Here is a 12,968-nt window from a genome sequence, read left to right on the forward strand (position 1 = left end):
TCATTCGCCAGATAACGCGACTGACTATTTCACCGGCTTGAATGATGCCTTTGATGATACTGGTTAACACCCTCTCGATTTTCGGGAAATTATCCAGCAGTCTTTTGCGCAGATTGTCTATCTCACGACTCAATCCCCCTGCAAGATGAGATCCAATTTTATCGCGCAAAATACCAAATAACCCCGTCAATCCTTTCATCGAGATCGTAAACTGGTTTGACTGTTTGGCAGCAATATCGGCGTTAAATCCGGTTTGCTTAAGCATCCGCTGGTAATCCGCAGAAAAACCGTTCAACCCTCTGCGCATGGCCATCAAGGTATTTTCATCAATGCCTAACAGTTGGGCGTATTGATTCGCGCGGTAATAGGGCATGGAGGCCAGTTTATTTCCCACACGGGTAAAAATAGCGCTCATATCCTGCAAATTGCCATTGGCATCACGGGTTTGCACCCCAAGCCGATTTAAAAAGCCCTCCGCTCCTGGACTGTTTCTTAAAAATCGCGCCAGATTTTCAAGTGAACCTCTTGCCGCTTCTGCGCTACTGCCGGTGAGACTGGCGGCATAACCCAATGCTTTTATGCCGTTAACACTGGCGCCTGTACGCGCTGACGCCCAGTACATTTTATCCAGTCCTGCTGCAATTTGCGTGGTAAACCCCACGACGGCCAGCGTTGCCCCCTCAACAGTCGCCCCCAGTTTGATAACATTGGCACTCACCCCCGTGACGACGGATTGAAATTTTCGCATGCCACTGTCATCAACCTTAAAACCTAAGCTGATGAGAAAATCCCGCAATGTTTCAACATTCGCCATGGTGGTTTCTCCAACGCGCTATTCGCGCTTCATTATCCTGCTCGATGTCTATCCACTCGTTCATTTCGGCCAAATCCGCCAAATCGATTGAGCCGTCTTTTAATTCGGTGAATTTTATGTAGCCAAACTTAACAGGGAGGCGTAAAAAGTCTTTGCCATCCGGCAGCGAATCGAGGGTTAATCCTGCGAGGGGAGGCTGGCTGTCTCGTCGCCTTGGGGTGCGTGAAAAAAATTACCGAGGGAGTCTCCAATCACCTGGGCCACAATCTCAAGCATGGTCTTCAAGTCAATATCATCAAACATCAATTCGCCCTGGCGAAAAATGGGCGTCCATATCTTGGTATTTTTGCGTGAAACCACGGCTAAACACGGGTGTAAAATCGCATTACAATCTTCATCGCGCATTTGCGCAATGGAATTTGCCATAACGGGTAACACCGCTGCCATTGGCATTTCCCCTTGCTGTAATTTTTGCAATTCACCCGTTAAACCGGATAATACGGGTAATAATTTTCGCGCCACTTTAAGCTGATCAAAGACGCTTAGTTTCGTCGCGCGATACTCGTGACCGTTAATTTCAATTTCCATTAGAACTCTCCCAATAAAGCGTCGATCTTAATGCAGTCAAAAGCCCAAGCGAGAACATTCGCCTCTTTTGCATTTTGCAAATCCGGTATTTTCTGAAAAGCACAACTACGCGCGGTGATGATATCGCCCGATACCGGATTACGGATCACAATCACGTTATTACCCCAAAGGGTAGATGACACGCTTTGCGCGTTATAGGCGATCATCAGTTTTTTGTTAACGGGCGAGGCTTTAATGAGGCTTACGGTTATCGTGCCTGACTTCCCCCCGTGTAGTGTGTGCATCCCTTCACCATCAGCACCAATGGTCATGGTGTTTTTGGCCTCGGTCATTGTTACCACAATCCCTTCTTCCGAGTTCGCCGAGCCAGAGCCCAAATCTATCACCCCCGTGGGGCCGGTTAGCGTGGCGGAAACATCAACAAAATTATAAGCGGCCATTTACGCTCCTTATCGAACAATGGTGATTAAGACATCCGCGAAATGCACGGCACCCGCTAACTTACAGGCAACCTGAATCGGCGGCGCTTTACGTTTTTCGCGCTCAGATTGCGCCTGCTCCGCAAGCGGTTGAATATAGACGTAGTAACCTTTGGTCAGGGTATCTCCTTGAGATAACTGCCCTAGAGAGCCACCGTTCCATACGCCTGGCGCAAGTAGCCCATTAGTGACCGCCTGCGCTAACGATTGCTCAACATTGGTCACAAGCTGTGTGCTGCCTTGCTCCGTTTGAGGGACTTTGGTGGTACTGGTATACAACAGATTATACAAATTGGTTTGCACAAAATTTTGCAACCAATCCAGGCCGTGGCGTTCATCGAAAAAATCACCATTGGCCATCACGCCTTCCTGTATGATGGCGGTGTCGTTATCGTAATTAACAAACACATTGCAGTTTTTTGCTGCCAGCGTATTCGCCTGTGACGTAGTCAACGTCTCCGCTTTAACACCAGGTTCCTGTTTGAATTTGAGGGTGATCGTGGTGTTATTGCCGTTGAAATTGACGGAAAACGCCCGTCCAAAAGCAGAGGCTGCTGCATAGGGGGTTGATGAAGAATATTGGGTAAACACCCGTTGATATTTCGCTTGTTTTAACACGGAGGCAATATCATCATTTTTCGTGCTATCAAGAACGGCGGTATCCTGGGTGGTATAACCAAACACCCTGGCGCTCCCTGCTGCCCCAATAAAGTTGGCAATGCCTTTGACTTCATCGTTAGAAAGGGCAGCGGTTACCACCAGTCCATACCAGTTGCTCGAAAAATCCTCCAAGGTTGTCACCGTCTCAACGATAGTTTCACCGTCCATACCTGAAACCGGCGTTGCGCCGCTCTCTTGGGTGAGTTTCAACAACGCTGATAAGTCAGTGCCTGATTCTGGCGCGGAAGCAAAACCCACTGCACTTGTTTTACCTGCCGTATTCGATGTCATCACAAATCGACTGTCGTTATTATTCCACGTTATCGTTGCTGTGCTCATTTTTTCACCAATTCGGGCGGCAACACCGTTTAAATTGGTTTCTTGTGAAAAATTAATACCGCTTAACCTAACCGTTCTTCCGTTTACGCTGATATTCATCGCGCCATCGGTAATCGCCTTAAAATTGTTAATTTTTGTCTCTTCTTCGGTCAGTATTCCACCGCGTAATAGTGCGGGTGAGGCTGCTTTTACCCAGCGTCCCACGTATAAATCAACCGGTTTTGGTGACTGCTGGTAATAGAGTGAAGCTGCCTGATACTCGGTTGCGGTTGTACCAAAATCATTGGCGACTTCCTCAATATTGGAATACGCCCGTAATCGCTCAAGCGGATCGATAACGGGGGAGTCACCGACAATCAGCAGTGAACCAAAATTGCGGCGACTTGCGGCACGCGGTGACATATCAAGCGTGACCTTAACCACCCTTGAAACGGGTAAACCTGTTGACATTATTTGTCTCCCAAAAACGTGACGTGGGCATCTGTCACTGATTTTATGTGATAGCGACGCAACACTTTGCGGCGTAGATGAACGGTTATATCAAACCGGTTCACCCACTGATTATTAATAAGCTCAGGAAACGCGGTGATCTGGCTTTGGCTGCCGAACGTGAGATTGAATTTATTCAGTTCAGCGTTGTTTTGACTGAGCGTGACGCCATCCCGAAATCGGGCGGCGTAAACCATACCTTCTCTTCCGTAGAAAGAAGCCATACAGGTTAAGGTTTCGTACTGCCAAAACTCCGTATATTCATCATCCTGCTTCACTAAAGCGGGATTAGCCTCACTGGTAATATCGATGAGGCCAAACGCACACCAGTTGGTATCAGGGGATGGCAACGGTGCCGGATCGCGTTGCCAGCGGGGTAAAACGTGTTTTGCTGGCAAGCCCGAGACGCCACAAACCCAACGGCTTAACAGACGATTTAAGCCTTCACTGTACAGGGCATTATCATCAAACGGCGTTAGCCAACCTGCCTCCGTACTACTGTTACTACTCATGAGCGATACCTCCGTCAAACGGCATCAGTTCACAATGCGCCTGAAAAAATCCCGCGCCATAAGCAGTGTAAGGATCGACGGATTTCACCAGATATTTGCGCCCCTGATAGCTGACAATATCACCAATATGATGAGTTTCACCTGCAATCAATCGTGTGGTGGTGATCACCAATATTCGTCCGCTGACGAGTTGACCCGATGTTCTTATTTGTGCTTCAAGGGCGCTGTCAACGGTCACCACGCCTGAAAAAGGGTAAGTACTTTCTTTTGTCGAGGTGATACCTTCATCATCAATCAAAATTTCCCGTCGAGTATACGTGAGTGTAGAGTCATTAAAACGGGGATTGAGTAATACCCGCGTAACATCAAGCATCGGCATTTTTCTTCCTCACAACATAGGTGATCGCCCGACGATAGGTGCCCGTGTCAATCAGTGGTCTGGCATTGGCATTATCCGGCGGTAAACCGGCTTTTCGATTTTCAAGCTCTTGCACTGCGCCTTTACGCCCTCGTCGTGCCCTGGCGGCTAATGTGCTGTCCGCCAGTGGCACAAATTTGCTTTGAGTAATGACGGCTTGCACGCCTTGAACGGCGATTTGACCTGCTCGATTTAACGCTTGTTCTGCTTTATCCGGTTGAGAATCCAAAATGGCTTTAGCGGCAAATTTCAATTCAGCGGTGGTTTTGGTTTCAACTGAACGAATACCCGGTATTAAATGCGGTCTGGCCGGAATGTTTTTTGCCGGTGAGCCAAACTCGTTGATATAACCAATCGCCGCATTACTAAAAGGAATGTCATCGCGATTGCTATTTTCAGCCGGAATACCGACCAGTACCTCTTTTTTGCCAAGTTGAACGAGGGCATCAAACAATTTACCCGTGTTGTCAATGCGTAAGGTGACGCCACTTTTCATAATTGCCGTCCCCCTGCGCCAAACATCAGTACCCACTGATAAAACTCCGCGCCAAATCGGGTATTATTCCAAAATCCCGCATTGGGGTTGAGTGTCATACTGTTGTCATAACTGACGCTGACCTTATCAACCGATTCCGAAGCCGCGACACCTGAGCTTGAGCCAGCAAAGCCCCCAACCTTTAAATACGCTGCATCCATGGCATAAAGCGTGAGATAATGCGCAACAAATAACCCCACCCAGTACGGAAAAACATCACTCCCTGAAACATTTTCACTGAGAAATTTGTCTGCTAAATTTAAACGAAGCTGAATTTGCGCGTCAGGAAATTTAACCGCATCCTGAAACGGGGGAAAATCATTACGGAATTGCTGTATCGTTGGCAGGTGTTTGTTCCGTTGGCTCATCAATACCCTCTTTATTTTCAGTTTCCTGGTTGATTTTTTCTTTCCCTTTTTTCTCGGTCTTGGTATTCACGTTTTCTTTGGTTTGCGTTTTAACGGGATTAAGGACAATACTATGTGCCTTGGCAAACCAATGCTCCGCCGTGCTTTTGCTCACCTCATGGATACCCACATCAAAATCAGTTCGCTCACCAGACTCATGAGTAAGCGTAAAAGGGGCGTGCACTTGAATTCGCATAGTTAGACTCCAAAAATGAAGCCCCAACATGGGGCTTAGATACCATCACAGTAAGCAAGGGTTTCTCGATAAACCGGTTCAACAGCCCCCAGACGACCATAATAGGTAGTCAGCTGATATATCCCGCGGTATTGAATGGGAATGCTTTGTAGTGGCACCATTGGAAAGCGTACGTACTGCTTTTCATTGGTATAGGCCACCATTCTGTCTTTACCCCCTACTCCACGGCCTTTTAGCCATTTCACGGCACGAATATTGAGTGGAATACCGTTTTGATGATACGCAATGGTATTGGTTTTTAAATACGTCAGTAATGATTGATTGCCCGCACTGGATACCAAGATAGTGGAGAGTAATGCAAACTGTTCAGGCGGAATAAGTAAATCTGTTGGCACCATCGAGTAAGCCGATGCAGCCCATGCATCGCTTAATATTTTGTTGATGCTGTCGCGAATTTCATCGGCTGTTGACTGGCTCCACGCTTTGGCGGCGTTATTGGTCTTGATATTATCGAGATTTAGCAACCCTTTAACATTCATTGCCGTGTCACCGACATAGACTTGCTCGTCAGTGTCCATATTCCATTTCAGTCGCATACCATCATATTTTTGTGAGTCTACCGGACGACCAACTTGTCTTGCCGCTTCTAATTCTACGACTGTCCAGCCAAGCTCCATCCCCCAAAGTTGCAGTGGGAATCCTTCCTTTTGAATATCGATATTCACACCCGCAATGGCGGTAGAATCCTTACCTATCCAGTTTTTACCGTTAGGGTTAGCACCTGTCCCCGCGGCGGCAAATCCGGTACGGGTGAAACTTGAAATATCATCGGCAATTGACACATCTTCGCGTAATTGAATATCACGACTATAGGTATATTGCACTAAAGGCAAATTGATGTTCTGGTCTAAACGCTCAAGCTCACCGATGAGAAAAGCACCGGTTGAATCAATCGTGCGTTGGTCAAAAGTTAACATAGTCATTCCTTAAATTTTGTACGAGATTTCAACGTTGCCGTCAGCATCACCCTGGCCGGTAAACTCAGCATTCGCCAATATCACGGTATTGATTTTTTCTGACGCCCCTGACCCCGTTTTTTCTTCGGCAATCAAAATAGCACCCAGTGGGCTTTTATCCGTTGCTCCTGCCACTCGCACATAGACCTTGGCGCCTTTTTTAACCTGTTGACTATCCACGCCGACATTCACCAGGACATAGCCGCGCTTTAGCGCATCGCCAGTAAAGTTCTTCTCGGTGCCAACCTGTCGGATAAAATCCTGCGTCTGCGTCGTTGGATATGGGCGAATATAAATGCCTTTGATGACATCTGCGGTGTCATTTTCAGCAAGCGGCACAAAATAATCGCCGTCATATTTCCCTGCCAAGCCATAGGCGGGAAAACCATCTTTAGATTTTAGTAACACTGGTTCAGTGGTTAAATCCCGATAGCGTGAGATTGCACCGGCGATACCCACTGGCATCCGGTATAAATAAGGTTTCATCATCATAGATTTTTCCCTCGTGTCGCCCAAAATTCGGCATTTGACTTGTTTAAATCCGCAATCGCATTGCCGGATTTTCGGATTGAATCGATAGTGGGGGTATTGGCGATATTGCGGTTTTTCGAAAGTTCGGCGACCGCATTAAACGCCATATCCACCGTGCGCTTGGGTAAGCGGTTAATTTCCGCATCGCCGACAATAGCGCGCACAATAGTCTGGTCTGCATTGGCTAACACCTGACGTTTAAAAGCCGTGGGTTTTACCGGTGTTGAAAGGGCTACCCCTGGCATAATCAACTCTGCTTTATATGCCGCATCGCCGGTAATGGTTTCTACCTTTTCGTTTTTTTCCTCGTCATCAACCGTACCTGTTGTTTTATCATCCGGTTTATCGCCACTATCAGCGGTTTTACCCTCAAGGGCATCTAACCTTGTCAAAATGGCTTGAATGTAATCCGGTACTCCCTCATCACTGGTCACGACTTCGGCTTTTTCGGCTGGCATCGGATGTTGCGGACTAATATTAATGTTGATTGCCTTGGGTAATTCACCCGTGCCTTCATCCCCCGTAAGGGATTCTGGCGCATTATTCAGGACTGATTCCATGGCTACGGCATCTTTTGTGCGATGGGCACTAAGCAGCCGTTTGAACCAGGTTTGTGTTTTGTTTGACATACTGTCTCCAATTGCACATCGTATTCCCGCTCGGCCTTCAGGTACCAGAGCGACATGATTGCCAACGATTTCATATTGACGTGCGATGCCAGGCGCAATCTGTTCGTATTGCGCGTCATAGCCACACGAGACTTCGTCGTTGCCGTGATTAATTTCCTCGATTGCTAGCGTATCCTTGATGATCAAATCCGCTATCACCAAATCCGCCTGTTCACCCTCTCCGCGTCTCACATTTTGCACATGCCCTTGCGCTAAATCGCGCCAATTGTCGGTATCAACAAAAATAACATTGCCTTCTGCATCTTCGGGGTGGCTCAACGTGACGCTCATCCCCTCAAAAGAAGCCAGCGTTTCAGGACGAAATACTTCGTCACTGTGTCTCTCAACGAATATTTGCCCTTGACTGTCAGGCGTCAGATTAGGTAAATCCAATGCGGAGTAAACTTGCGTGCCTGTTCGGGCAATCGGTACGTTTTTACACAATAGCGAGCCGTCCGCCATCTGGTAACGCGTGTTGCCAAGGCGAGTTTTAAAGAAATATTTCATGAGTTTTATCTGTCAGAAAAAGAGACTTCACAATAGCAACGGCAATTGGGTAGCGCACCCGCGTGACCTATCATCCCGTCAAGTGTGGGAGGGTTATGCCAATCAATAAATTGGCTTTCTAAGTTTTTGTGAGATGGCCTTACATCCCCGTCGTTTGGAGGCTGTCGCAAAAGGGGTATTTACAATAAAAATAATTTAATTTTTTCTTTAAAATCAAAATATTGAAATCATTAAAAACATGATACTACCTCTTTTGCGACAGCCTCTTTGCGGTGCGCCAGATATAGCCTGTTGAGCCTATCGCTAATGCTCTAGCTTGCGTTAGGGCTTGCGTCGCTCTGCCTAATTCGGTGCGGGCTAGCATTTTCGCCCGCGATGCCGTCACATTGCCAGAATTCGCTATCATTGCGGTAAAATGTTCAGGGCGCTCACCATTCACAACCGCCTTAATTGCGCGGTTTTGAATGTCATAGACCCTGTCAGCAGCCTCAATCGGCAACGATTTAATGTACTTTATTTGCTCATGAACAAGGGATTGCACCACATGACCTACTGGCGCTTGAGCAATCAATTGCTTGATTTCTCTGCGCATTTCATGGCTATTTTTCTGCCACAATCTCGCATTATCTTGTGATACCGTGTCGACAAATTTTGTCGCTACCCTTTTTGCCCAGCTATCGATAAGTTCGCTGTAATCCGATAATACTTGCTGAATTTCCAACACAGAATCATTAGAACCATCGTAGCGTTGATTGATGATAACCCCAATTTCGCGGGCAATCTTATTCAGGCTCGTTCGATATTGGGTTTCCGCCCGTTTTGACCGTTTGTGCGTGGACAGCACTGAGCCTTGGCGGTGCTTCTTCTTCCGCATTCGCTATGTCCTCATCGGTGATGGTACTGCCAATACTGATAACATCGGACAAATCCCGTAGCGATGACATGGCAGCTTTCACTGAAAGCATGCCCCCATCCTGCGCGGCATTAAGCGCATTAATCATATTGACCGCTACCGTAGACTTATCCATGTCGGACATTTGCCATAACGGATTAAACGCAAAACTAAAATCATCCGGTAAGGGTTCACCTAATGCCGATTGATGGAGGATTTCAAAGAGTTTGCGTAACGGTTGCTTGAGTCGCCTTGCTTGTTGTGTCGCGATATTGTCATAATAGTTAGCTAAATCCGCATCGCCGGTATTGAACCCTGACGGGGATTGACCAAACAGACGAACAAGTGGAATACCGGTTGCCCCACTAATTTGTTCAGCAAAACGCGCCAGTACGTTATCTAATCCTGAAAAGGAATAGCTATGCGTTTCAAAGGTATCGTCAGCGTCCATCAGCGTCATGCCTTCATTACTCTGGTACTGACGTATCATGTTCATGTGCTTCATCAGCGCTTCATAACGAAGACCTCCAGTGCCAAGGATTTCGCGAAGGTCTTTCACTTTAAAGGTTCGTAAATGCGCTTTATACACCAATTGCGCAATACCCGTTGTGGTGCTGTCAAAGGCGGTTAAGCGGTCAAAAATACGCTCAATGACCGACATGCCCCACTCATTCTCCGTTTTGGTTTGCTGATAAGGGAGCGTCACCCCATCAAAACGGATTAATCGGCTGTGATGCACTTTCCATGCGGGGATGCCGTTCTCAACGGTCACCATGTCGTAAAATTCGGGTTTTCCTAAGTCCTTGCTTAACGTTTTAATACGACGATTCAAGTCAGGGTTAACCTGCCAACGGTCAAGCGGTAAAATGCCTTTGAATTTTCCTTTACCTATCGTCTCAACGCGTAAGGGCGTAAACGGCGCTTGCCCTTCTATCAGAATAAGCCCTAATGCGCCGCCGTAAAGCCGTGACCACTTAATGGCGTTATTCAGGTTTTCCCATATTTCCAGTTCGTCAAACAAGGATTCGATTGCACCTTTATCGCTGGACTCCATTTGTGAAGTAATGTTCACGCCTTTTCGCGTCATATCATCGGCGACGGTATCGACCGCCGCACCAATTATCCATGACGAGCGGTAGGCATATTCCAGTAATAACCGGTTTCGACTTGTCCAGTCAGGACGATAAGTCGAATCCGCATGTTGATTGGGGGTTTGCATCCCGACTCGGGCGGTGAAATTCTCATACCCGTCAACGGTTTTTTGAGAGTGTGATTTTTTCTTTTTTGTCATGCGCTCCTGCCCAGTAGTGACCAAATTTCAAGTGAGGTGTTCATCGGGGCAAAATTAATCATCACTGAATCTGCCAGATTCGGTGACTTTGTCCCATCGGGTTGTTTATCTATTACGATTTTCCCCACCGTGTTAATGGAATAGGTTGGCTGAGATAGCTCAACAATCAGTTTGTCTTTGAGTCGCATTGCGCCATTAATGGCAATCAGTTCATCCGGTTTGAACGGCTGTTTTTCGACTACTGCACGATAGACATTTTGAAAACGCTTGCGTAAATGCCACCAACTTTGTGCCTTGGCATTGGCGAAAAAATCCTTGTTTAATCGTGCGTTCTGGCCGTCAAATCCGGCGATCGCCTCTTTGTCTGGGTCAAACACCCCACCACTACCGCGAAACGGCACGGCGTCAATACGTGCGGCTCTTTTTTGTCTGCGCTGGTCATTGATGATTCGTGCATCGCCTCGTACACCTGCCCCGAGTCCGTCTTCATCAAAACGAAAACTTTCAAGCTGATATTTATCGGCTAACTGAAAAACGGTCTCAACGCTGCCAAAAATATCACTGCCTTTTCCCGACCATTCCTCAATGCCTTCAAGCAAGAAGCCGTGACGCCAAGAAAAAGCATTCTTGTCTCTGCCCTCATCCGCCACATCAAAGGCGCCCAGGCGGATACCGGTTGGGTTAATGCCAAGTTTCGTGTGGGCATCAATTGCTGCCTGTACCCACTCTGCCGGAATCAACACCCCTTCAATCGACGCCTGATAGTTCAAATCCAGCTCTTGCGCCACAATGACCGGATTATCAATTTTCAGGCACTCTTTTTCGTACCATTCCTCGTCTTTCCGTGGGTCACTGCGCCAGTGAAAAGTAAATACCGGAATGCGTCCGCTATGACGTTTTTGGGCAAACGGATTGGCCATGCCGTTGACCGAGCTCAAATCAATGCGGCACCGGGTGGTTTGCGATAAGGCGGCATCAATCAACAAAGGACGAGGTAAAAACGCGGCCTCATCAACGAAATAGAGTGTCGTCCGGTCACCGCGTCCGATATTATCCCCTGCTTCCCCTTTGATAATGGCACCTGTGTTTGGGAAATTGACCCGCATGTAGGGAGCGTGTTTTTTCGCTTCCCAACCGCCCCGAAACTCTTGAGGTAACGTTTCCACAAATTTACGCGCCTTCCAAAATAGCGCTTTTGGGTCACCGGTGCTGTCGACGTATTCCTCTTTGCGGGAGCCAAAGCCAATCACCATCTCTTTGTTAAAGAGACATAACGCACAGGCTAACGCAATTGACGTCCAGCTTAAGCCCATTTCGCGGCTTTTTTCGGTAATGCCATTCTCACGCCCACGCCAGCGGGTCATTATCCAATCAATCCATGCTTCCTGTTTGGGGAAAAGCAAAAAAGGAATAGTCACCGGTAATCCATAATCAATATTACGTGGGTCAGTGGTCATACCCCAGTCAATAATAAACTGCGCGGGATTATCCTTGTAAAATCGGGTTAATGGTTTAAGTCTTTCGGGCTGCTCGCGAAGGCGTTTCAAGCGTTCCGCACGCCACTCAAACACCTGGAAATAATCCGGCTTTTTAAAGTCAAAATGGAACGGTAAGGGCATGGGAATTTGTCCGGAAAAGGGGGAGTTAAAAAAATATTTCGCTCATAAATGTGTACATAAAAATATAAATCAGTAACTTTCTTTACATAAGATATTGATATTAAATGCTTATTTCATCTAAATATTATTTTTAGTAGAAATAATATATCCATTTTAACCCGTTACCCCATCAATTTTTTATAGGCTTCTGCCGCCTGCTCAGGGGTCATCTCATGCGTGATTAATTCAACCTGGCTCTGTGAAGTTCCTGAATGTTCTATTTTCTGTTTATTGGTATATGCATCACCGCACTCTTTAGCTGCTTGCTCTATCATTTGCGCCGTGAGTAAAAAATTATCCATCGACTCTGTTCGAATCGCCATACGGTTTAGCACACGCAGGCGATACGCTTTATTGGCAATAGGAATGTCACTAATCTCTTTTTTGAATCGCTCTCTCGTAAAGTGAAAGAGATCAACCCATTTTTGACCAAGGCTTTTTCCAATCGCTTTTGTGGGGTCATAGGAAGAGACCTGTTGTACGGTCAGCGTTAATCCATATTCCAGTTTCACCTGTTTGAGCACCTGAGTTGGGCTATCGAAACAGGCTAACGACTGCACGATGAAGGCTTTAACCTCTGGAGATAATGCCGCCATTGGTGTCGTCCTCCTGCTAAGTTAATATAATTATTGAGATCATATTGGTGATTTGATGTGGGGAAAGACGTTACTCTGAATTAAGGATAGGGAATATATACCCGCTTTGTCGTGAAATCTTTTTCTTCAATTTCTTGATAGCTACAGTTCAGTCATACCGGTTTCGCTGGCGACAACTCACCTTCATCAAACCAGCCATCAACACCACGGCCATCAGCGGCAAGATAATGAACATAATATTGATTTGTATTAGTCTTAACTTAATCTGACAATTCTGATTTAAAAAAGAAAGTTACCGGTTTTAATTAACATCATTAGATAATTAAATAAAAGGTAATTTTATGTATCAAACAAATAATCCTATCATCAAAC

The 12,968-nt window shown here is 46.6% G+C and carries 16 protein-coding genes and 2 pseudogenes; all 18 read right to left on the reverse strand.

Annotation, left to right across the window (positions count from 1 at the left end):
* Positions 1-814 (reverse strand): annotated as a pseudogene (locus CBG25_RS01145) (lytic transglycosylase domain-containing protein); the annotation flags it as partial.
* A complete protein-coding gene (locus tag CBG25_RS01150; protein WP_290603943.1) occupies positions 801-980 on the reverse strand; it encodes an NTP pyrophosphohydrolase in 180 nt (59 codons plus the stop codon). The gene CBG25_RS01150 and the pseudogene CBG25_RS01145, both read right to left, overlap by 14 nt.
* 11 nt (positions 981-991) lie before the next feature.
* A complete protein-coding gene (locus tag CBG25_RS01155) occupies positions 992-1,402 on the reverse strand; it encodes a phage tail assembly chaperone (RefSeq protein ID WP_290603919.1) in 411 nt (136 codons plus the stop codon).
* Positions 1,402-1,842, reverse strand: coding sequence for a phage protein (locus CBG25_RS01160; RefSeq protein ID WP_290603920.1), 441 nt, complete (start codon positions 1,840-1,842; stop codon positions 1,402-1,404). The genes CBG25_RS01155 and CBG25_RS01160 overlap by 1 nt, the downstream gene beginning before the upstream one ends.
* A gap of 9 nt (positions 1,843-1,851) precedes the next feature.
* Positions 1,852-3,330 carry a DUF3383 domain-containing protein gene (locus CBG25_RS01165; RefSeq protein WP_290603922.1) on the reverse strand — a complete coding sequence of 493 codons (1,479 nt, stop codon included), beginning with the start codon at positions 3,328-3,330 and terminating at the stop codon, positions 1,852-1,854.
* The gene (locus tag CBG25_RS01170) at positions 3,330-3,881 is read right to left on the reverse strand and encodes a hypothetical protein (RefSeq protein WP_290603924.1); all 552 of its coding nucleotides are present in this window, start codon (positions 3,879-3,881) and stop codon (positions 3,330-3,332) included. Before CBG25_RS01170 ends, CBG25_RS01165 begins: the two co-directional genes overlap by 1 nt.
* Positions 3,874-4,260: a head-tail adaptor gene (locus CBG25_RS01175; RefSeq protein WP_290603926.1), complete on the reverse strand. Its 387-nt coding sequence runs from the start codon at positions 4,258-4,260 to the stop codon at positions 3,874-3,876. The genes CBG25_RS01170 and CBG25_RS01175 overlap by 8 nt, the downstream gene beginning before the upstream one ends.
* Positions 4,247-4,795, reverse strand: a complete 549-nt coding sequence (locus CBG25_RS01180; RefSeq protein ID WP_290603944.1) for a hypothetical protein — start codon at positions 4,793-4,795, stop codon at positions 4,247-4,249. The genes CBG25_RS01175 and CBG25_RS01180 overlap by 14 nt, the downstream gene beginning before the upstream one ends.
* Positions 4,792-5,202 (reverse strand): DUF4054 domain-containing protein, encoded by a 411-nt coding sequence (locus CBG25_RS01185; protein WP_290603928.1) that lies wholly within the window; start codon positions 5,200-5,202, stop codon positions 4,792-4,794. The genes CBG25_RS01180 and CBG25_RS01185 overlap by 4 nt, the downstream gene beginning before the upstream one ends.
* Entirely contained in the window at positions 5,156-5,437 is a 282-nt protein-coding gene (locus CBG25_RS01190; protein WP_290603930.1) for a hypothetical protein, read from the reverse strand. The genes CBG25_RS01185 and CBG25_RS01190 overlap by 47 nt, the downstream gene beginning before the upstream one ends.
* Before the next feature lie 35 nt (positions 5,438-5,472).
* Positions 5,473-6,414, reverse strand: a complete 942-nt coding sequence (locus CBG25_RS01195; RefSeq protein ID WP_290603932.1) for a DUF2184 domain-containing protein — start codon at positions 6,412-6,414, stop codon at positions 5,473-5,475.
* Positions 6,415-6,423: 9 nt separating this feature from the next.
* Entirely contained in the window at positions 6,424-6,939 is a 516-nt protein-coding gene (locus CBG25_RS01200) for a hypothetical protein (RefSeq protein WP_290603946.1), read from the reverse strand.
* Between the two features lie 2 nt (positions 6,940-6,941).
* The gene (locus tag CBG25_RS01205; RefSeq protein WP_290603934.1) at positions 6,942-8,159 is read right to left on the reverse strand and encodes a DUF2213 domain-containing protein; all 1,218 of its coding nucleotides are present in this window, start codon (positions 8,157-8,159) and stop codon (positions 6,942-6,944) included.
* 5 nt (positions 8,160-8,164) lie between these two features.
* Positions 8,165-8,314 (reverse strand): annotated as a pseudogene (locus CBG25_RS01210) (phage head morphogenesis protein); the annotation flags it as partial.
* An 89-nt stretch (positions 8,315-8,403) separates the two neighbouring features.
* Positions 8,404-9,033, reverse strand: coding sequence for a phage head morphogenesis protein (locus tag CBG25_RS01215; RefSeq protein WP_290603936.1), 630 nt, complete (start codon positions 9,031-9,033; stop codon positions 8,404-8,406).
* A complete protein-coding gene (locus tag CBG25_RS01220; RefSeq protein ID WP_290603938.1) occupies positions 8,942-10,342 on the reverse strand; it encodes a DUF1073 domain-containing protein in 1,401 nt (466 codons plus the stop codon). The genes CBG25_RS01215 and CBG25_RS01220 overlap by 92 nt, the downstream gene beginning before the upstream one ends.
* A complete protein-coding gene (locus CBG25_RS01225; protein ID WP_290603940.1) occupies positions 10,339-11,961 on the reverse strand; it encodes a TerL protein in 1,623 nt (540 codons plus the stop codon). Before CBG25_RS01225 ends, CBG25_RS01220 begins: the two co-directional genes overlap by 4 nt.
* A gap of 161 nt (positions 11,962-12,122) precedes the next feature.
* Complete coding sequence (locus CBG25_RS01230; RefSeq protein ID WP_290603942.1) at positions 12,123-12,596, reverse strand: DUF2280 domain-containing protein; 474 nt, start codon at positions 12,594-12,596, stop codon at positions 12,123-12,125.
* Positions 12,597-12,968 lie beyond the last annotated feature (372 nt).

This window comes from Arsenophonus sp. ENCA (assembly GCF_002287155.1).
In the GTDB taxonomy this organism is placed as follows: Bacteria; Pseudomonadota; Gammaproteobacteria; order Enterobacterales; family Enterobacteriaceae; genus Arsenophonus; species Arsenophonus nilaparvatae.